Below are 19954 nucleotides of genomic sequence, written 5' to 3'. Positions count from 1 at the left end.
CGTCCGCTGGACGTGGTGTCCAATGCACCGCCGCACTGCCTCCATCGCGGCGCAGTGCGCACCATACCCGACGATTAGGATTGACACCATGACCGAAGCTTCCGTCCCCGCACCCGCCGCGACCTCGCAGACCGGTTCCAGCCGCGTCAAGCGCGGCCTCGCCGAGATGCTCAAGGGCGGCGTCATCATGGACGTCGTCACCGCCGAGCAGGCCCGCATCGCCGAAGATGCCGGCGCCGTCGCCGTGATGGCGCTCGAGCGCGTGCCCGCCGACATCCGCGCCCAGGGCGGTGTCGCCCGCATGAGCGACCCCGACCTCATCGAGGCGATCATCGCCGAGGTGTCGATCCCCGTCATGGCGAAGGCCCGCATCGGGCACTTCGTCGAGGCCCAGGTGCTGCAGGCGCTCGACGTCGACTACATCGACGAGTCCGAGGTGCTCTCGCCGGCCGACTACGTGAATCACATCGACAAGTGGGCATTCAACACGCCGTTCGTCTGCGGTGCGACCAACCTCGGCGAGGCACTGCGCCGCATCAACGAGGGCGCCGCGATGATCCGCTCGAAGGGCGAGGCCGGCACGGGCGACGTGTCCGAGGCGACCAAGCACATCCGCAAGATCACCTCCGAGATCAACGCGCTCAAGTCGATGACCCGTGACGAGCTGTACGTCGCGGCGAAGGAGCTGCAGGCCCCCTACGAACTCGTGCTCGAGGTGGCCGAGACCGGCAAGCTCCCCGTCGTGCTGTTCACCGCGGGCGGTGTCGCCACTCCCGCCGACGCCGCGATGATGATGCAGCTCGGCGCCGACGGCGTGTTCGTGGGTTCGGGCATCTTCAAGTCGGGCAACCCCGAGGCGCGCGCCGCGGCCGTCGTCAAGGCCACGACGTTCTACGACGACCCGTCGGTGATCGCCGAGGTCTCGCGCGGTCTCGGCGAGGCGATGGTGGGCATCAACGTCGGCGACCTGGCGGCGCCGCACCGCCTGGCCGAGCGCGGCTGGTGACGACGCTCCGCACCGAATCACTCGACGCGGGGGCGGCGGCTTCGGCCGGCCCCCGCGTCGGTGTTCTGGCACTGCAGGGAGACTTCCGGGAGCACGCGCACGTGCTCACGAAGCTCGGCGCGAGCGTGTCGCTGGTGCGCCGGCCCGCCGAACTCGACGCGATCGAAGGCCTCGTGATCCCCGGTGGCGAGTCGACCGTCATGGACAAGCTGTCGCGCGCGTACGGCCTGGCCGAGCCGCTGAAAGCCGCGATCACCGCGGGGCTCCCCGTGTACGGCACGTGCGCGGGCCTCATCATGCTCGCCGACAGCGTGCTCGACGCGATCGCCGGGCAGCAGTCGCTCGGCGGGCTCGACGTCGTGGTGCGCCGCAACGCCTTCGGCTCGCAGAACCAGTCGTTCGAGACCGACCTCGACGTGCCGGCGCTCGGCGACGCGCCCGTGCACGCCGTGTTCATCCGTGGCCCGGTCGTCGAGTCGGTCGGGCCGTCCGCCACTGCACTGGCGACGATCTCCGACGGCCGGGTCGTCGCAGTGGAGCAGGGCAACCTGCTCGGCACGAGCTTTCACCCTGAGATCAACGGGGAGTACCGCTTCCACAAGTATTTCCTCGCCAAGGTCCGGGCGGCGGCGACGACCGCGTAGCGAGGTCAGGGCGTACCCGGGGCCGATCAGCGGGATGGCCCCGGCGCGGCCGCGTGCGTCTTCCGATTGCCTTGCACGCATGACCACTCGACTTCCCAGCACGGGCGCGACCGAGTTCGCCGCCGACCCAAGCTCCACGTGTCGCAGCGACGAGGTCGTCGTCATCCACCGTCTCTTCCGCCGCCTGTTCGCGGAGGCGCCCGACCTGGTGCGGAAGGTCGCCTCCGGCGACACCGCGCACGCCCGGCACGTCGCCAAGCACCTGCGCGGCATCATCGCCCTCCTCCACGTGCACCACCGCACCGAAGACGAGTACTTCTGGGATGTGATGACCGAGCGCGCACCTTCCTGCGGACTGCACGTGGCACTGATGCGGCGCCAGCACGACGCCGTCTCAGATCGGCTCGACATCGCGGACGCGCTCGTCGACGGCTGGGCGCGCCGAGCCGATGACGCGAGTGCCGCGCGGCTCGCCGCAGAACTCGGCGAGATCGACCGGCTGCTCGTGGAGCATCTCGCCGACGAGGAGCGTGAGGCGTTCCCAGTGCTCGATGCGATCCTCTCCGACGCGGAGTGGGACGACATCCACAGGCATGCCCGACGCCACAAGCCGCCACTGCCGATCTTCGTGCTGCTCGGTCTCATGATCGACAGCGTTCCCGAGGCCGAGCGCGACGCCTGGTTCGACACCGAACTGCCCGCGCCGATCCGGGTCGCCTATCGCATGGTCGGCCGACGCCAGTACGAGCGAGCGATCCAGCGGCTCCGCACGGACCGGACTCGAGCCGTGACTCCCGCTACGGCGTGAGCGCTGCCCGAGTATCGTTGCTGGGATGACCAGCTGCATCGCCCTGCTGCGTGGCGTGAACGTCGGGGGAATCACGGTGAAGTCGGCCGAGCTGCGCGAACTCTTCGAGCGTCTCGGCTTCGGGGGAGTGCGCACCGTGCTCGCGAGCGGCAACGTCGCCTTCGAGACCGACGGCGGCGAGTCATCCGCCGCCCTGAAAGAGCGCATCGAACGTGCACTCGGCGAGCGCTTCGGGTACGACGCCTGGATCGTGCTCGTGACCCGGGCCGAACTCGAGCGGGCCGTCGAGGCATTCCCCTTCGATGCCGGCGACGTGCAGCGGCAGCCGTGGGTGATCTTCGCGTCCGATCCCGCGGTCGTCGACGAAATACTGCACGCCGCGGGCGAGGTCGATCCCGACGTCGACCCGATCGCGCCCGGCGAAGGGGTGCTCTACTGGAACCCGGTGAAGGGCACCACCGTCGACACCCCGTTCGCGAAGCTCATCGGCAAGGCGCGGTACAAACCCGTGACGACGAACCGCAACCTCCGCACGTTGCAGAAGATCCTCGGCTGAACACCTGCTCGCGGCATCCGCTCGTCGATCGCGGGCTCTCGCGCACGCTGGCCTAGAATGGTCTGTCGGCGGGCTCACCCCGCCGCGAAAGCGATTCAGGAGACGCATGTCCGGGCATTCCAAGTGGGCCACGACCAAGCACAAGAAGGCGGTCATCGACGCACGCCGAGCCAAGTCGTTCGCCAAGCTGATCAAGAACATCGAGGTCGCCGCCAAGATGGGCGGCGCCGACCTCTCGGGCAACCCGACCCTCGTCGACGCCGTGCAGAAGGCGAAGAAGACGTCGGTCCCGAACGACAACATCGACCGCGCCATCAAGCGGGGCGCGGGGCTCACCGGTGAGTCCATCGAGTACACCACCATCATGTACGAGGGCTACGGTCCCAACGGGGTGGCGCTGCTCATCGAGTGTCTGACCGACAACAAGAACCGCGCCGCAGCCGAGGTGCGCACGCTCATGAGCCGCAACGGCGGCACCATGGCCGACCCCGGTTCGGTGGCCTACAACTTCGCGCGCAAGGGCGTCATCGTGGTGCCGGCCGAGGGCACCACCGAAGATGACATCCTGGCTGCCGTGCTCGATGCCGGTGCCGAAGAGGTCACCGACGAAGGTGACACCTTCGAGGTCGTCACCGAGGCGTCCGACATGGTCGCGGCGCGCACTGCGCTGCAGGAAGCCGGCATCGACTACGACTCGGCCGACGCCGCGTTCGTGCCGAACCTCAAGGTCGAGATCGACGCCGAGACCGCCCGCAAGGTGTTCCGCCTCATCGATGCTCTCGAAGACAGCGATGACGTGCAGAACATCTACAGCAACTTCGACCTGACCCCCGAGGTGCAGGCCGAGCTCGAAGCCGAGGACTAGCCGATCGCCGTGCGTGTGCTCGGCATCGACCCCGGCCTGACGCGATGCGGCGTCGGGGTGGTCGACGTCGAGCCCGATCGCACCGCCAGGCTCGTCGATGTCGTCGTGCTGCGCTCGCCGGCCGACCTCGACACGCCGCGACGGCTCGCGCGTATCGCCGACGGTCTCGAGGCGATCCTCGAGGAGCATCGTCCGCAGGCGGTCGCGCTCGAGCGGGTCTTCGCCCGAAGCGATGTGTCGACGATCATGGGCACCGCCCAGATCTCGGGTGTCGCGATGCTGATCGCCGCTCGACGGGCGATTCCGGTCGCGCTGCACACTCCGAGCGAGGTGAAGGCCGCGATCACCGGGTACGGCCGTGCTGACAAGAAGCAGGTCGGCGCCATGGTCGCCCGCATCCTCGGACTCGAGGCGGTGCCGAAGCCCGCTGACGCGGCCGACGCGCTCGCGCTCGCGATCTGCCACGCCTGGCGAACCGGGGGAGCGGCGGGTGCCGCAATTCAGGATGCCTCGGCTCAGGCCGCGCCGTCGGGTCTGACTCCGGCACAGCGCGCGTGGCTCGCCGCGGAGCGTTCCGCGGCCGTGTCGGGGGGCGCCCGTAGGCTGAAGGAGTGATCTCCTCTCTTCGCGGCCGCGTGATCTCGGCGGGCGGCAACTCGATCGTGATCGACGTCGGCGGCGTGGGCTTTCACGTCAACACGACGCCTGCGCTCGCGCTCGCGAGCCGAGAAGGCAGCGAGGCGAGCGTGCACACGACGATGGTGGTGCGCGAAGACTCGCTCACCCTGTTCGGGTTCGGCACTCGTGACGAGCTCGACGTGTTCGACCTGCTGATCGGCGTCACCGGCGTCGGCCCGAAGTCGGCGCTCGGCGTGCTGTCGGCGCTCTCTCCCGAGCAGGTCGCCGAGGCCGTGCAGCGCGACGATGACGCGGTATTCCGCAAGGTCAGCGGCATCGGCCCCAAGACGGCGAAGCTCATCACCGTCTCGCTCGCGGGCAAGCTCGTCGCGCCTGCCGCGACCGCTCGACCCGCCGTTGCCGCGGGCGGCGCCGCCGACAGCGTGCTCGCGGCACTGACCGGCCTCGGCTGGGCCGAGCGCGTCGCCGCCGAAGCGGTCGAAGAGACGATGGCCGCTGCGTCCGACACCGAGGCGGCATCCGTCCCGACCCTGTTGCGCCTCACGCTGTCGCGGCTCGGGCCCGCGCAGCAGTCGGGGCGTTCACGATGAGCACGAGCGGCATGCAGGGTGGCGACGTCGACCTCACCGACCCGGTGCTCGCGTCAGAGGCCGAGCTCGCGTTCGAGGGGGCGCTGCGCCCGAAGAGCCTCGAGGAGTTCGTCGGGCAGACCCGTGTCCGCGGGCAGCTGCAGCTCCTGCTCACTGCGGCGATGCTGCAGCAGCGAACACCCGACCACATCCTGCTCGCCGGCCCGCCGGGTCTCGGCAAGACGACCCTCGCGATGATCGTGGCCTACGAGGGCGGCCGGCCGCTGCGCATGTCGAGTGGTCCGGCGATCCAGCACGCCGGCGACCTCGCAGCGATCCTGAGCTCGCTCGTGCCAGGCGAGGTGCTGTTCATCGACGAGATCCACCGCATGGCCCGCTCGGCCGAAGAGATGCTCTACCTCGCCATGGAGGACTTCCGCATCGACATCATGGTCGGCAAGGGCGCCGGCGCCACGTCGGTGCCACTCGACCTCGCGCCCTTCACGCTCGTGGGGGCGACGACCCGCGCCGGCCTCCTGCCGAATCCGCTGCGCGACAGGTTCGGGTTCACCGCGCACCTCGAGTTCTACGACGAGGCCGAACTCGAGCGGGTGCTCGAGCGTGCGGCGTCGATGCTCGGGCTCGACGTCGACCGAGAGGCGCTCGCCGAGATCGCCGGGCGCTGTCGAGGCACCCCGCGCATCGCCAACCGACTGCTGCGGCGAGTTCGCGACTACGCGCTCGTGCACGGCGGCCGCGCCGATCTCGGGGCGGTGCGCGCGGCGCTCGAGCTCTACGACGTCGATCCACTCGGTCTCGACCGGCTCGACCGGGCGGTGATGCAGATCATCCTCACCCGCTTCGGCGGCGGGCCCGTCGGCCTCAACACGCTCGCGGTGTCGGTCGGCGAAGAGGCCGAGACCATCGAGGCGGTGGTCGAGCCGTTCCTCGTGCGCATCGGGCTCATCACCCGGACGCCGCGGGGCCGTGTCGCGACGCCGTCGGCCTGGCGGCATTTCGGCCTTGCCGAACGTGCGCCCGGGGCGGCAGCGGCCCTTCCGATCGATGACCTATAATCCTTTGAGGCGACGCTCTCAGCGCCTCTGACTTCGTGCGCACAACGCACACCGGAAGGTAACTCCCCCTCATGACGTTCGATCCGTTCACTATCATCATGCTCGCCGTCCTGGCGGTGCTGATCTTCTTCATGTTCCGCAACTCGCGCAAGCGCAAGGCTGACGCAGAACAACTTCAGTCGAAGGTGCAGCCGGGTGCGAAGGTGATGACGAACTTCGGAGTGTTCGGCACGATCCTCTCGATCGACGACGAAGAGAACCAGGTGCTGCTCGAGACCTCGCCCGGCACGGTGCTCACCGTGCACCGGCAGACGGTCGCCCGCGTGGTCGAGCCGGTGGCGGCCGACGAGGCCCCCGAGTCGCTCGGCAGCGAGCCCGAGTTCGGCGAGCGCGTCGGCGACGAGCCCACCGAAGCCCCGTCGACGAGCGACGAGGCCCCCGACACCAAGAAGTCGGACGACTAGCACCCATCCCCGAGGCTCGGCCCGCGCACTGATGCGCGGGCTCCTGCAGAGAAAGCAGAAACGTGGCTGCACCATCGAAGCGGTCATCCCGGCCGACGCCAGTCCGCAAGGCATGGCGTTCCCTCACCTGGCTGGGTGTCATCATCGCGCTCCTGTTCGGCATCAACGCTGCCGGCGTCATCTGGGGCGGGGGCTCGTGGACTCCGAAGCTCGCGCTAGACCTCGAGGGCGGCACGCAGATCATCCTCGCGCCGAAGGTAGAGACCGGAGCTGACGTCTCGCAGGAGCAGCTCGACCAGGCCGTGTCGATCATCCGGCAGCGTGTCGATGCCTCGGGTGTCGCCGAGTCCGAGATCAACACCGAAGGCGACAACGTCGTCGTCCGCATCCCGGGTGAGCTCGACGACCAGACGCGCGACCGAATCGAGCAGTCCGCCAAGCTCGAGTTGCGTGCGGTGCTCCTCGCCGACGCGGCGACGAACACGGCGGTCAGCCCGACCGAGAGCCCGTCGCCCACCGACCCGGCCGAGGAGCTCGAGTCGACGCCGACCGTCGAGCCCACCGACGGCAGCGACCCGGCGTGGATCACCCCGGCCCTGCAGGACCAGTTCGACAACTTCGACTGCGCTGCACTCGACGACACCTCGACGAACGTCGCACCGGCCGATGAGCCACTGGTCACCTGTGACCGGGAGCGTGCGGCCAAGTACCTCCTCGGTCCGGTCGAGGCGAGCGGTGAGAACATCGTCGACGCCACGAACGGCATGGTGCAGACCCAGACCGGCGCATCCACCGGGCAGTGGGCGGTCAACATCGTGTTCGACGAGGAGGGCACCCAGGACTTCACCGAAGTCAGCACCCGGCTCTTCGGACTGCAAGGACAGACGCCCCGCGACCAGTTCGCCTTCGTGCTCGACGGTGCCGTGCTCACCGCGCCGTCGATGAACGCGGCCATCACCGACGGTCGGCCGCAGATCACCGGCCAGTTCACGCAGGAGACCTCGAAGGCCTTGGCCGACCAGCTGAAGTTCGGCGCGCTGCCGATCAGCTTCACGGTGCAGTCCTCCGACACGATCTCTCCGACCCTCGGCACGTCGCAGCTGCAGTCCGGCCTCATCGCCGGCCTCATCGGCCTCATCCTCGTCGTGATCTACACGATCTTCCAATACCGGGCCCTCGCATCGGTCACGATCGCGTCGCTGGTGATCGCGGGCATCATCACGTACCTGATGATCACGATCCTGTCGTGGCGAGAGGGCTACCGCCTCTCACTCGCGGGCATCGCGGGCCTCATCGTCGCCATCGGCTTCACCGCCGACTCGTTCATCATCTACTTCGAACGCGTCCGCGACGAGCTCCGAGACGGCCGTCAGCTCGTCAGCGCCGTCGAGGCCGGCTGGAAGCGAGCCTTCCGCACGGTGCTCGCATCGAAGGCCACGAACCTGCTCGCGGCGATCGTGCTCTTCGTCCTCGCGGTCGGCAGTGTCAAGGGCTTCGCCTACACGCTCGGCCTCACCACGATCATCGACGTGGTCGTCGTGATCCTGTTCACCCACCCGATGCTGCAGCTGCTTGCGCAGACGAAGTTCTTCTCGAGTGGAAACCCGTGGTCGGGCCTCGACCCCGAGGCGCTCGGCGCGGTGTACCGGGGGCGTGCGGAGTTCCGCAAGCCTGCCGCGGTGACGGCGAAGAAGGCCGCGTCCAGCGCGAAAGAGGCGCAGCGGCGCCAGACCATCGCCGAACGCAAGGCGGCCGCGATGGTCGGTGCGGGCGATACCTCGAACGACGGGAAGGACTCCTGATGGCCAAGGCCAACCGTCTCACGACCTTCGGCAACGACCTCTACACGGGCAAGCGCTCCTTCAACTTCGTCGGCGGACGCAAGAAGTGGTACACGATCGTGGCCGTGCTGCTGCTGCTTTCGGTACTCGTGCCGATCCTCCGCGGGGTCAACTTCAGCATCGAGTTCCGCGGGGGCTCGCAATTCCAGATCGCGGGCGTCGAGAACGCTGAGGAACAGCCGGCGATCGACGCCGTGGAATCCGTCGTGCCCGACGCAACCGCGCATGTGACGATCGTCGGCAGCGATGGCATCCGGGTCCAGACCGACCAGCTCGAACAGGCAGACTCGCGCGCGGTCACAACTGCCCTCGCCGAAGCGTACGGCGTGCCCGAATCCGAGGTCACGTCGTCGTTCATCGGCCCGAGCTGGGGTGCCGACGTCACTCGCCAGGCACTCGTCGGCCTCGTGGCGTTCATGCTGCTGGCCGCCGTCATCATGGCGCTCTACTTCCGCACATGGAAGATGTCGCTCGCGGCGATCCTGGCCCTGATCGCCGACCTCGTCGCCACGGTGGGCATCTACGCGGCGTTGGGTCTCGAGATCAGCCCCGCCGCCACCATCGGCATCCTGACGATCCTCGCCTACTCGCTGTACGACACCGTGGTGGTGTTCGACAAGATCCGAGAGAATACCGCGGAAGACGGGCAGGAGTCGCGGCGCACGTTCGCCGAGTCGGTGAACCTCGCGGTGAACCAGACGCTCGTACGCTCGATCAACACCAGCGTCGTCGCCGCGCTGCCGGTCGCGGCGATCCTCTTCCTCGGCGCAGGCGTGCTCGGAGCCGACACACTCCGTGACATCTCGCTCGCGCTGCTGATCGGCATCCTCGTCGGCACTTGGTCGACGGTGTTCCTCGCGGCCCCGCTCTACTCGCAGCTGCGTGAGGGCGAGCCCGAGATCCGCCGGCATGACCAGAAGGTGCTGAAGGAGCGCGAGCGGGCGGGCGCGCCCTCGGCCGAGGTGCTGCCCACCGCGTGATGTTCGCGACCGGCGTGCGCCCTCAGGCGCACCACACCTCAAGGAACGGTGATAATTGAGGTCTGGAGGTGCTGACGCGTGACCGAAGCCGGAGTCAATTCGACTGCTTCGCTGCGCCGTCTCGTACCGCGTATCTTCTCGAAAGCGCAGCCGACCGGCGCGGTCGACACCCTCATGCGAACGGTTCGGATGCACCATCCGAAGGTCGACCTGTCGCTCATCGAGCGGGCCTACACCGTCGCCGAGCGGGCCCACGAGGGGCAGAAGCGCAAGAGCGGTGAGCCCTACATCACCCATCCGGTCGCCGTCGCCCAGATCCTCGCCGACCTCGGCATCGGGTCGAAGACCGTCGCGGCAGCGCTGCTGCACGACACCGTCGAAGACACCGCATACACGCTCGACCAGGTGCGGGCCGACTTCGGCGACGAGATCGCGATGCTCGTCGATGGCGTCACGAAGCTCGACAAGGTCAAGTACGGTGACTCGACGCAGGCCGAGACCGTCCGCAAGATGATCGTCGCGATGTCGAAAGACATCCGCGTGCTCATCATCAAGCTCGCCGACCGGTTGCACAACGCGCGCACATGGGGATTCGTGCCGGCCGAGTCAGCGACGCGCAAGGCGACCGAGACGCTCGAGATCTACGCGCCGCTCGCACACCGCCTGGGCATCCAGGCCATCAAGTGGGAGCTCGAGGACCTCTCGTTCGCGGTGCTCTACCCGAAGCTCTACGCCGAGATCGAGAGCCTCGTGAAGCAGCGCACGCCGCAGCGCGAGGAGTTCGTGCAGAACGTGATCGATCTCATCAACGACGACCTGAAGGCCGCGAAGATCCGCGGCCGGGTGGTCGGCCGGCCGAAGCAGTACTACTCGATCTATCAGAAGATGATCGTGCGCGGCCGCGACTTCGACGAGATCTACGACCTCGTCGGAATTCGCGTGCTCGTGAACTCGGTGCGCGACTGCTATGCCGTGCTCGGCGCGATCCATGCCCGATGGACGCCGCTGCCGGGGCGATTCAAGGACTACATCGCGACCCCGAAGTTCAACCTCTACCAGTCGCTGCACACCACGGTGCTCGGCCCGAAGGGGCGTGCGGTCGAGATCCAGATCCGAACCCACGACATGCACCAGCGGGCCGAGTACGGTGTCGCAGCGCACTGGAAGTACAAGGAGCAGACGACCGGTCGTTCCGCGGGCGGCCCGGCCATGCAGAACGAAACCGACATGGCGTGGCTCGCGCACATCTCCGACTGGCAGGCCGAGACCGCCGACCCCGGCGAGTTCCTCGATTCACTGCGCTTCGAGATCGGCGCGAAAGAGGTGTACGTCTTCACGCCGAAGGGCCGTGTGATCGGCCTTCCGTCGGGCGCGACACCAGTCGACTTCGCCTACGCCGTGCACACCGAGGTCGGCCACCGCACGATGGGCGCGAAGGTCAACGGACGTCTGGTCCCGCTCGAGAGCGAGCTCACCAGCGGCGATGTCGTCGAGGTGTTCACCTCGAAGAACCCCGACTCCGGACCGAGCCAGGACTGGTTGGGCTTCGTGAAGAGCCCGCGTGCACGCAACAAGATCCGGCAATGGTTCACGAAGGAGCGCCGCGACGAGGCGATCGAGCAGGGCCGCGATGCCATCGCTCGCGCGATGAGAAAGCAGAACCTGCCACTGCAGAAGCTCATGAGCCAGGACTCGTTCGCCGAGGTCGCGGCGCAACTGCGATACGACGACGTCTCGTCGCTCTACGCCGCCGTCGGCGAAGGCCATGTCTCCACCCAGTCGGTGCTCGAGAAGGTCGTCGCGCTCGTTCGCGACATCGATGAGGGCGATGAGCCCGATCTTCCCATCCCCGTACGGTCGCGGCCACTCCCACGTCACTCCGACTCGGGAGTGCTCGTGCGCGGGGCGCCCGACATCCTCGTGAAGCTGGCCCGATGCTGTACTCCGGTGCCCGGTGACGAGATCGTCGGATTCATCACGCGCGGGGCGGGCGTGTCGGTGCATCAGGCGAGCTGCCACAACGTGCAGTCGCTGATGCGTGAACCTGAACGCATCATCGACGTCGAGTGGGCGCCGAGCTCGAAGAGCGTGTTCCTCGTGCAGATCCAGATCGAGGCGCTCGACCGCGCCGGATTGCTCTCGGACGTCACCCGCGTGCTGTCGGAGCACCACGTGAACATCCTCTCGGCCAACGTCTCGACATCGACCGACCGGCTGGCGCTCAGCCGCTTCGTGTTCGAGATGGGTGATACGACGCATCTCGATCGCGTGCTGAACGCGGTGCGGCGAATCGACGCGGTCTACGACGTCTACCGCGTCAGCGACGGCTGAGTCGAGCCCACCGGGGTCGATGACGCGGTCTCGACGGCGTGGTCGAGGCGCACCAACGCCCGGGCGCGGTGCGGCATGCGCTGCGCCCGCGCGAGCCGTTCGCGGATCTGGCTTTCGAGACGCGGGCGCGGTGCGAGCAGCCGTGCCACGATGCCCACCGAATCGGCATCCGGCAGCGAGGTCTCGCGCAGCAGGTCGAACGCGGTGCGGGCCGGCGTCGTGCAGCTCACCCCGCCGAGCTCGGCCACCTCGTCATCGGTGAGCACGACCTCGCGAATCGTGATGCGCCGATCGGCGATCGCTGCGATGCGCGAGCGATGCGGTACGCAGAACTGCGCGGTGCGAGGTGCAGTGTCGAGTGCGTCGTACACCCAGGCTGCCGAGAGTCGCTCGATGATGAGCGAACGCGACACACGCAGTGCGACGACGGCCGCACGCAGGCTCGGGAGGTCGGGTTCATCGATCGGAGCCCACCCCTCGTCGATCGCGAAGAGATCGCCGTCGATGCGCGCGGCGCAGAGCTCGGCGAGCGGAAGGTCATCGGTGCCGAGCACCGCAGGAAGCCTGGCCATGACCCCATGGTGGGGCATCCGCTCGCCGATCGGCGCGTCGAACGACGACCTGTGGAGAACGCGGCGTGACCCGCGATCGTTGCGGGGGAGTGCCCGAGCGTCAGCCGCCGACGGCCTTGAGCCACGCGCGGCGCGCCTCGAGCGCTTCACGAGCGGATGCCGCGGCGCGGGCGTCGCCGGAGGCCTCGGCCGCAGCGAGTTCGGACTCGAGCTTCTCGATCGCCTCGTTGAGCTGCCCGAGCATGCCCTCGGAGCGCGCCTTCTTCTCGGGGTCTTCGCGCTGCCAGTGCTCGTCTTCGAGCGAACGAACGTGGGTCTCGATCTTGCGCAGGCGGTCTTCGACGACGCGGATCTGATCACGAGGGACCTTGCCGATCTCGTCCCACTTGCGCTGGATTCGGTTCAGTCCGGCGCGAGCCTGCTTGGGCTCGGTCTCGGTGAGCAGTGGCTCGGCCTCGGCGAGGAGCGCCAGCTTCTCGTCGAGGTTGGCGCGGTAGGCCTCGTCCTCCTGCGCGTCGATCTCGGCCTTGGCGTTGAAGAGCACGTCGCCGGCGGCCTTGAACCGGGCCCAGAGCTGGTCGTCGAGCTTCTTGCCGGCGCGGCCCGCCTGCTTCCACTCGTCGAGCAGGTTGCGGTAGTCGCCCACCGCGTCGGCTCCACGCGGAGCGAGTGCCTCGGCACGCTCGATGAGCGCCTGCTTGCGCGTGCGGACGTCGCGGTGCGACGCATCGAGCTCGGCGAAGAACGCCTTGCGGTGCGTCTCGATCGTCGAGCGAGCGGCACGGAACCGCTTCCACAGCTCGTTGGCCTCGTTCTTCGGAAGGCGCGGACCGTCTTGCTGGTGGCGCTGCCAGCTCGCGAACACGGCGTCGAGCTCGGCCGTGGCCTGCTTCCACTGCGTCTTCGCCGGATCTTGCGCGGCGAGCGCCTCGGCCTGCTCGACGATGCGCGTGCGCTCGGCGATGGCCTCCGCGAGCGCGGCCTTGGCCTCGGCCTGCTGCTGCTCGGTGAGCTCCTTGGTGGTGCCGGAGAGTGCCTCGAGGCGGCGAGCGAGCGACTCGAGGTCGCCGACGGCGTGCGCATTGGCGACCGATTCACGCAGGGACGCGAGGGCCTTCGCGACGTCGGCGGCGGGAGCCCCGCGCTTCACGCGCTGCTCGAGCAGGGTGACCTGGCCGGCGAGGTCGGCGTACTTGCGCTCGAAGTACGCGAGGGCCTCTTCGGCCGTCGCGTCGGGGTACTGACCGACCTCCCGCTCGCCGTCGCTCGTTCGCACGAAGACGGTGCCCGTCTCGTCGACGCGGCCCCACGGTTGCTGATCTGATTCGGTCACGGCCTCACCCTGTCGTAGGTCGGATGCCGCGCGAGGCGGCAGGTGGCATCAAGCCTATTGCACGGTCGAAGCGTGCTGCCGGTCGTCTACTCGACGGTGAACGAGGTGATCGTCACGGGCACGCTCGGGGGTCCGTCGGGTGCTCCGTCGGCCGGGCCCGCATCGGTCACCCCGGCGCGCAGCTCGTCGAGACCGCTCGTGACGTGTCCGATGACGGTGTAGCCGCCGGCGCTGTCGGCGGGCAGCGTCGTGTCGGCGTAGACGATGAAGAACTGGCTGCCCTGGCTGTCTGCGTTGAGCGGCTGGCGGGCCATCGCGACCGTTCCGGCCGGGTAGACGCCGTCGGCAGGGGCGTTCTCGATCGGACCGTAGCTGAAGCCGGGACCGCCCGAGCCGTCGCCGTTCGGATCGCCGCACTGCAGCACCCAGATGCTGTCCTTCGTGAGACGGTGGCAGCTGAGGCCGTCGTAGAACCCCTCCTGCACGAGGCTGATCGTGCTGGAGACGGCCTGCGGCGCCGCGGCGCCGTCGAGTTCGATTCCGAGCGCGATGTCGTTGACCGTGAGTGCACCCGACCAGGTGCGACCCTCGGCGAGGTCGGGCGACGGCACGTCGGCGGCTTCGGGCGTGGGGGTCGGGGTCGCCGACGACGCGGGCTCGGGGCTGCCCGGCCCGCCGTTGAAGAAGAACAGCTGCGCGCCGACGGCGAGCGCGAGCACGATGACGAGTGCGATGCTCGCGATGACGTTGTCTCGGGTGCGGCGGCGCTTCTTGCCGGCGTGCACCTGCTGGCGGGCCTGATAGGTACGAAGCCGTGCTCGTTCCTCGCGCGCCTGTCGGTCGTTCGTTGCCACGCTGCTCCTTCTCGGGGGTTCTGCGTGCCGACTCTACGCAAGCCCGTGGGTGCGCACCAATCGCCGCACCGCGCGGCGTCGCGGGCGGGGATGGTGTCGGATGCCGCAGCTACGCTTGGCGCATGGTGGAAACGAGTCCGGGGCTGCGCTCAGGCGCGACCCCGCTCGCGGTGCGCATGCGTCCGACGAGTCTCGGCGAGGTCGCCGGGCAGCGGCATCTGCTCACCCCAGGGTCGCCGCTCGTCGCGCTCGCGGGAGACCGTACCGGCGAGTCCGGGTCGGTCTCGGTCATCCTGTGGGGCCCGCCCGGCACAGGCAAGACCACGCTCGCCCAGGCGATCGCCAGGTCGTCGGGCCGCAAGTTCGTCGAGCTCTCGGCCGTCACCGCGGGGGTCCGCGACGTGCGCCAGGTCATGGAGGAGGCGCGCGCCAGTCGCGACCTGTACGGCGTCTCCACGGTGTTGTTCCTCGATGAGATCCACCGGTTCACGAAGGCCCAGCAGGACGCCTTGCTGCCGGGCGTCGAGAACGGCTGGGTCATCCTCGTCGCGGCGACCACCGAGAACCCCTCGTTCTCGGTCATCTCCCCGCTCCTGTCCCGTTCCCTGCTGCTCACGCTCGAGCTGCTCACCGACGACGATCTCGGCACGCTCGTCGACCGCGCCGTCGGCGACACGAGGGGGTTGGGGGGCAGAGTCGAGCTCGAGCCCGACGCACGGGCCGCCATCATCAGGCTCGCCTCGGGCGACGCCCGACGCGCGCTCACCGCACTCGAGGCAGCATCCGTCGCGGCCGCGCAATCGACGGCCGCAGCAGATCCGGCCGGCGAGGCCGAGCCGATCGCACCCGAAGGTGAGGGCGGTGAGTCCGGCGCACCGGTGAAGCCCGTCATCACGGCCGACATCGTGGCGCGCGCCGTCGACCGCGCCCTCTTGCGCTACGACCGCAACGGCGACGAGCACTACGACGTCATCAGTGCCTTCATCAAGTCGGTGCGAGGGAGCGACGTCGACGCAGCACTGCACTACCTCGCCCGCATGATCGAGGCAGGTGAGGATCCGCGCTTCATCGCCCGGCGCATCATCGTGCTCGCCTCCGAAGACATCGGCCTCGCCGATCCGGCCGCCCTGGGCGTCGCGGTCGCGGCTGCCGATGCCGTGCAGTACATCGGCATGCCCGAGGGTCGCATCCCGCTCGCGCAGGCGGTCGTGCATCTCGCGACGGCTCCCAAGTCGAACGCCGCCTACGTCGGCATCGACCGCGCGATCGCCGACGTGCGCGAGGGCAAGGCGGGCCGAGTGCCGAAGCACCTGCGCGATGCCCACTACCCGGGCGCCAAGCGGCTCGGCCACGGCAAGGGCTACCGCTACCCGCACGACGACGCGATCGGCGTCGTCGCGCAGGAGTACCTGCCCGAGTCCCTGCGTGGTGCCGTGTACTACGAACCCACCGAGCACGGGAACGAGCGCGAGGTGTCGGCGAGGCTCGCGAAGCTGCGACGCATCGTGCGCGGCGGGGCCTGACCGTCACCGCCGGCCGAACCGAAACTCATCCGTCTGGGCGCGTGGTAGTATTTCCGTTGGCCTGAAACCTGATTCTCGAGCGCGGCTGCGAGAGAGTCACCGGCGAATGGGTGCGATCTGTAGCCGATCCGCCCTTGGCGAATCCCTCTGACACAGACTTCCGGTGCGCGATCGCGCCGTGAGTACATTTGAGATTCTTCCGAAAGGACATTCGTGTCGAACCAGTCACGCAGCAAGACCCGCCTCTCCCGTGCGCTCGGCGTCGCCCTCACCCCGAAGGCCGCCCGCTACATGGAGAAGCGCCCCTACGCTCCCGGTGAGCACGGGCGTACCAAGCGCAAGCAGGACAGCGACTACGCCGTGCGTCTGCGCGAGAAGCAGCGCCTCCGCGCCCAGTACGGCATCCGCGAGAAGCAGCTCAAGATCGCCTACGTCGAGGCCAAGCGCACCGCCGGCCAGACCGGTGAGAACCTCGTCGAACTGCTCGAGATGCGTCTCGACGCCCTCGTGCTGCGCGCCGGCTTCGCCCGCACCATCACGCAGGCCCGCCAGTTCGTCGTGCACCGCCACATCCTCGTCGACGGCCAGCTCGTCGACCGCCCGTCGTTCCGGGTGAAGCCGGGCCAGCTCGTGCACGTCAAGGCGCGCAGCGAGGGCACCGAGCCCTTCCAGGTCGCCGCTGCCGGCGGTCACGTCGACGTGCTCCCCAAGGTTCCGGGCTACCTCGAGGTCGAACTCGACAAGCTCCAGGCGCGGCTCATCCGTCGCCCGAAGCGCGCCGAGGTCCCCGTGACCTGCGAGGTCCAGCTCGTCGTCGAGTACTACGCCGCTCGCTGACGCACGAGGCGTTCGAACAGGGGTCGCGGGGTTTCCCGCGGCCCCTGTTGCGTCTTCGGCGGGCGCCCGTCGCGCGCCACTAGACTGTTCCGAGCGTGCCGAGCGCACCGCATCGGCGAGAGATCGAGCAGGGAGCACCTCGTGAAGAGCATTCTGTGGTTCACCGTCGGCGTGGCGGCCGGATTCGTCGTCGCGCACCAGGTCAACCAGACCAAGCAGGGCCGCGACTTCTTCTCGTCGGTCGATGCGAAGGCTCGCGCGTTCGGCCAGGCCATCGCCGAGGGCTACCACGAGCGTGACGCCGAGCTCCGCGGCGACGCGGCTCCCGCGAACTGACCACTCGAAACGATTTCGACGGCCCGGATGTCCCGGGCGAAACCCAGAACGGAACCATGCAGACTGCCGACATCCGCCAGCGTTGGCTGGACTTCTTCGCCGAGCGCGGGCACGCTGTGGTCCCCTCGGCATCGCTCGTCTCGGACGACCCGACCCTGTTGTTCACGGTCGCCGGCATGGTGCCGTTCGTCCCGTACCTCACGGGTCTCGTTCCAGCGCCGTACCCGCGCGCGACGAGCGTGCAGAAGTGCATCCGCACGAACGACATCGAAGAGGTCGGCAAGACCCCGAGGCACGGCACCTTCTTCCAGATGAGCGGTAACTTCTCGTTCGGCGACTACTTCAAGGAGGGCGCCATCTCGATGGCGTGGGAGCTGCTCACCACGCCCGAGGCCGACGGCGGCTACGGGTTCGAGCCGAGCGATCTCTGGGTCACCGTCTACGAAGACGACGACGAGGCGATCGAAATCTGGAAGCGCGTCGCCGGGTTGCCCGAGGAACGCATCCAGAGGCTCGGCAAGGACACGAACTACTGGCACACCGGGCAGCCCGGGCCGGCGGGCCCCTGTTCCGAGATCTTCTTCGACCGCGGCCCCGAGTACGGCGTCGACGGCGGTCCGGCGACCGATGACGACCGGTACGTCGAGATCTGGAACCTCGTGTTCATGCAGTACCTCATCGACGACGTGGTGTCGAAGACCGACTTCCGCATCGTCAAGGACCTGCCGAAGAAGAACATCGACACCGGCATGGGGCTCGAGCGCGTCGCCTTCATCAAGCAGGGCGTCGACAACATGTACGAGATCGACCAGGTTCGACCCGTGCTCGACCGCGCGGCCGAGCTCTCGGGCCGCACCTACGGTGCGAATCACGATGACGACGTGCGCATGCGCGTCATCGCCGACCACGTCCGCTCCGCGCTCATGCTCATGAGCGACGGCGTGAGCCCGTCGAACGAGGGGCGTGGCTACATCCTGCGTCGACTGCTGCGTCGCAGCATCCGGGCGATGCGCCTGCTCGGCGTCGAGAGCCCGACGTTCCGCGAGCTGTTCGCGGCGTCCCGCGACGCGATGAAGTCGGCGTACCCCGAGGTCGCGAGCGACTATGCCCACATCGAGCAGCTCGCCCTCGGCGAGGAGGAGACGTTCCTGCGCACCCTGGCGGCCGGAACCTCGATCCTCGACGTCGCGGTCGCCGAGACCAAGCAGTCCGGGCGTGCTGAGCTCGCCGGCGACACCGCGTTCCTCCTGCACGACACCTACGGCTTCCCGATCGAGATCACGCTCGAGATGGCCGACGAGGCCGGTCTCACCGTCGACCGCAGGGCGTTCGACAGCCTCATGACCGAGCAGCGCACGCGCGCGAAGGCCGACGCGAAGTCGAAGAAGAAGGTGCTCGCCGACCTCTCGGTGTACGCCGAGTTCCGTGCCAAGGGCGAGACGATCTTCACGGGCTACTCCGAACTGGCGACCGAGTCGGGTGTGCTCGGCATCCTCGTCGCCGGCGCTCCGGCGAACCGTGCCGTCGCGGGTCAGACCGCCGAGGTCATCCTCGCCGAGACCTCGCTCTACGCGGAGTCCGGCGGACAGGCGCCCGACCAGGGCCGCATCGTCGGTGACGGGTTCGAGCTCGAGGTGCTCGACGTGCAGAAGCCCGTGAAGGGCCTGATCAGCCACACGGTGAAGGTGACCTCCGGCGAGGTCGGCGTGGGCGCACGTGCCACCAGCCTCGTCGACGAGGGGTACCGACGCGGCGCGACCCAGGCGCACTCGGGCACCCACATCGTGCACGCGGCGTTGCGCCAGGTGCTGGGCCCGAACGCACACCAGTCGGGTTCGTTCAACAAGGCGGGCTACCTCCGTCTCGACTACGGCTGGAACTCCGCGCTCTCGGCCGCCACGCGCAGCGAGATCGAGGAGATCTCGAACTCGGCGGTGCGCGACAACCTGCAGGTCGTCACCCGTGAGATGCCGCTCGACGAGGCGAAGTCGCTCGGTGCGATGGCGCTGTTCGGCGAGAAGTACGGCGACGTGGTGCGCGTCGTCGACATCGGCGGACCCTGGTCCCGTGAGCTCTGCGCGGGCACCCACGTGTCGACGAGCGCCGAGATCGGAATGATCAATATCGTCGGCGAGTCGTCGGTCGGCGCATCCAACCGCCGCGTCGAGTCGCTCGTCGGCCTCGAGGCGTTCCAGCGGTTCGCGGCCGAACGCGCACTCGTTTCGGAGCTCACCGCGACGCTGAAGACCCGTCCTGACCTGCTCGTCGACCGCGTCGGCGAACTCGTGACCAACCTGAAGTCCGCCGAGAAGCGCATCCAGGCATTCGAGGCGAAGGCACTGAACGACCGGGTGCCCGAACTCGCGGCGAAGGCCGCGCGCGTCGGCGACGTGCTGCTCGTGGCCGAGTCGCTCGGCTCGCTCGGCTCGGGCGACGAGCTGCGCTCGCTCGCCCTGTCGGTCCGGGCGAAGCTCGGTGATGCGGCATCCGTCGTCGCACTCGCCGGGGAGGTCGGAGGCAAGCCGCTCACCATCGTGGCGACCTCGCCAGCGGCGCGCGACGCCGGCGCGAACGCCGGTGCGCTCGCGAAGACGGCGGCTGGTGTGCTGGGCGGCGGTGGCGGCGGCAAGCCCGACCTCGCGCAGGGCGGCGGCAGCGACGTGTCCGCGATCCCCGCGGCGCTCGCGGCGGTGCGCGCCGGCCTCGCCGGATAGCGGCGC

At 68.7% G+C, this 19954-nt stretch carries 19 protein-coding genes; 16 read left to right on the top strand and 3 right to left on the bottom strand.

Features of this window, described 5'->3' with window-relative positions:
* Positions 1–88 precede the first annotated feature (88 nt).
* The 12 genes from pdxS (at position 89) to LSF15_RS04340 (ending at position 11779) form a co-directional block, all read left to right on the top strand.
* Positions 89–1006: a pyridoxal 5'-phosphate synthase lyase subunit PdxS gene (gene pdxS, locus LSF15_RS04395; RefSeq protein ID WP_231046798.1), complete on the top strand. Its 918-nt coding sequence runs from the start codon at positions 89–91 to the stop codon at positions 1004–1006.
* Positions 1003–1650: a pyridoxal 5'-phosphate synthase glutaminase subunit PdxT gene (gene pdxT / locus LSF15_RS04390; RefSeq protein ID WP_232497305.1), complete on the top strand. Its 648-nt coding sequence runs from the start codon at positions 1003–1005 to the stop codon at positions 1648–1650. The genes pdxS and pdxT overlap by 4 nt, the downstream gene beginning before the upstream one ends.
* Positions 1651–1729: 79 nt before the next feature.
* A complete protein-coding gene (locus tag LSF15_RS04385) occupies positions 1730–2458 on the top strand; it encodes a hemerythrin domain-containing protein (RefSeq protein ID WP_232497304.1) in 729 nt (242 codons plus the stop codon).
* A gap of 25 nt (positions 2459–2483) precedes the next feature.
* On the top strand, positions 2484–3014 hold the full coding sequence (locus tag LSF15_RS04380; RefSeq protein ID WP_232497303.1) for a DUF1697 domain-containing protein: 531 nt from the start codon (positions 2484–2486) through the stop codon (positions 3012–3014).
* A 106-nt stretch (positions 3015–3120) separates the two neighbouring features.
* A complete protein-coding gene (locus LSF15_RS04375) occupies positions 3121–3879 on the top strand; it encodes a YebC/PmpR family DNA-binding transcriptional regulator (RefSeq protein WP_232497302.1) in 759 nt (252 codons plus the stop codon).
* Positions 3880–3888: 9 nt separating this feature from the next.
* Positions 3889–4494, top strand: a complete 606-nt coding sequence (gene ruvC, locus LSF15_RS04370; RefSeq protein ID WP_232497301.1) for a crossover junction endodeoxyribonuclease RuvC — start codon at positions 3889–3891, stop codon at positions 4492–4494.
* The gene (gene ruvA, locus LSF15_RS04365; protein ID WP_232497300.1) at positions 4491–5108 is read left to right on the top strand and encodes a Holliday junction branch migration protein RuvA; all 618 of its coding nucleotides are present in this window, start codon (positions 4491–4493) and stop codon (positions 5106–5108) included. The genes ruvC and ruvA overlap by 4 nt, the downstream gene beginning before the upstream one ends.
* The gene (gene ruvB / locus LSF15_RS04360; RefSeq protein WP_232497299.1) at positions 5105–6163 is read left to right on the top strand and encodes a Holliday junction branch migration DNA helicase RuvB; all 1059 of its coding nucleotides are present in this window, start codon (positions 5105–5107) and stop codon (positions 6161–6163) included. Before ruvA ends, ruvB begins: the two co-directional genes overlap by 4 nt.
* A gap of 98 nt (positions 6164–6261) precedes the next feature.
* Positions 6262–6627 (top strand): preprotein translocase subunit YajC, encoded by a 366-nt coding sequence (yajC, locus tag LSF15_RS04355; protein ID WP_232497298.1) that lies wholly within the window; start codon positions 6262–6264, stop codon positions 6625–6627.
* A gap of 62 nt (positions 6628–6689) precedes the next feature.
* A complete protein-coding gene (gene secD / locus LSF15_RS04350; RefSeq protein WP_232497297.1) occupies positions 6690–8429 on the top strand; it encodes a protein translocase subunit SecD in 1740 nt (579 codons plus the stop codon).
* Complete coding sequence (secF, locus tag LSF15_RS04345) at positions 8429–9448, top strand: protein translocase subunit SecF (protein WP_232497296.1); 1020 nt, start codon at positions 8429–8431, stop codon at positions 9446–9448. The genes secD and secF overlap by 1 nt, the downstream gene beginning before the upstream one ends.
* A gap of 189 nt (positions 9449–9637) precedes the next feature.
* Positions 9638–11779, top strand: coding sequence for a RelA/SpoT family protein (locus tag LSF15_RS04340; protein WP_269756155.1), 2142 nt, complete (start codon positions 9638–9640; stop codon positions 11777–11779).
* Here the strand turns inward: LSF15_RS04340 and LSF15_RS04335 are convergent.
* The 3 genes from LSF15_RS04335 to LSF15_RS04325 all read right to left on the bottom strand — a co-directional run bounded on the left by LSF15_RS04335 (position 11758) and on the right by LSF15_RS04325 (position 14538).
* Entirely contained in the window at positions 11758–12351 is a 594-nt protein-coding gene (locus LSF15_RS04335) for a type IV toxin-antitoxin system AbiEi family antitoxin (RefSeq protein ID WP_232497295.1), read from the bottom strand. The genes LSF15_RS04340 and LSF15_RS04335 overlap by 22 nt on opposite strands.
* 100 nt (positions 12352–12451) lie before the next feature.
* Positions 12452–13684, bottom strand: coding sequence for a DUF349 domain-containing protein (locus LSF15_RS04330; RefSeq protein ID WP_232497294.1), 1233 nt, complete (start codon positions 13682–13684; stop codon positions 12452–12454).
* A gap of 86 nt (positions 13685–13770) precedes the next feature.
* Entirely contained in the window at positions 13771–14538 is a 768-nt protein-coding gene (locus LSF15_RS04325) for a peptidylprolyl isomerase (protein WP_232497293.1), read from the bottom strand.
* 122 nt (positions 14539–14660) lie between these two features.
* On the opposite strand from LSF15_RS04325, the gene LSF15_RS04320 reads away from it, so the two are divergent.
* The 4 genes from LSF15_RS04320 to alaS all read left to right on the top strand — a co-directional run bounded on the left by LSF15_RS04320 (position 14661) and on the right by alaS (position 19948).
* Positions 14661–16061, top strand: a complete 1401-nt coding sequence (locus LSF15_RS04320) for a replication-associated recombination protein A (RefSeq protein WP_232497292.1) — start codon at positions 14661–14663, stop codon at positions 16059–16061.
* Between the two features lie 213 nt (positions 16062–16274).
* Positions 16275–16898, top strand: a complete 624-nt coding sequence (gene rpsD, locus LSF15_RS04315) for a 30S ribosomal protein S4 (protein WP_232497291.1) — start codon at positions 16275–16277, stop codon at positions 16896–16898.
* A 141-nt stretch (positions 16899–17039) separates the two neighbouring features.
* Positions 17040–17234, top strand: a complete 195-nt coding sequence (locus LSF15_RS04310; protein WP_232497290.1) for a hypothetical protein — start codon at positions 17040–17042, stop codon at positions 17232–17234.
* 56 nt (positions 17235–17290) lie between these two features.
* Complete coding sequence (gene alaS, locus LSF15_RS04305; RefSeq protein ID WP_232497289.1) at positions 17291–19948, top strand: alanine--tRNA ligase; 2658 nt, start codon at positions 17291–17293, stop codon at positions 19946–19948.
* The last annotated feature ends 6 nt before the right edge of the window (positions 19949–19954 follow it).

The organism is Agromyces humatus, assembly GCF_021228295.1.
GTDB lineage: Bacteria > Actinomycetota > Actinomycetes > Actinomycetales > Microbacteriaceae > Agromyces > Agromyces humatus.
Note: the sequence above shows the minus strand (reverse complement) of the source record. Positions and strands in the feature narration are given on the sequence as shown.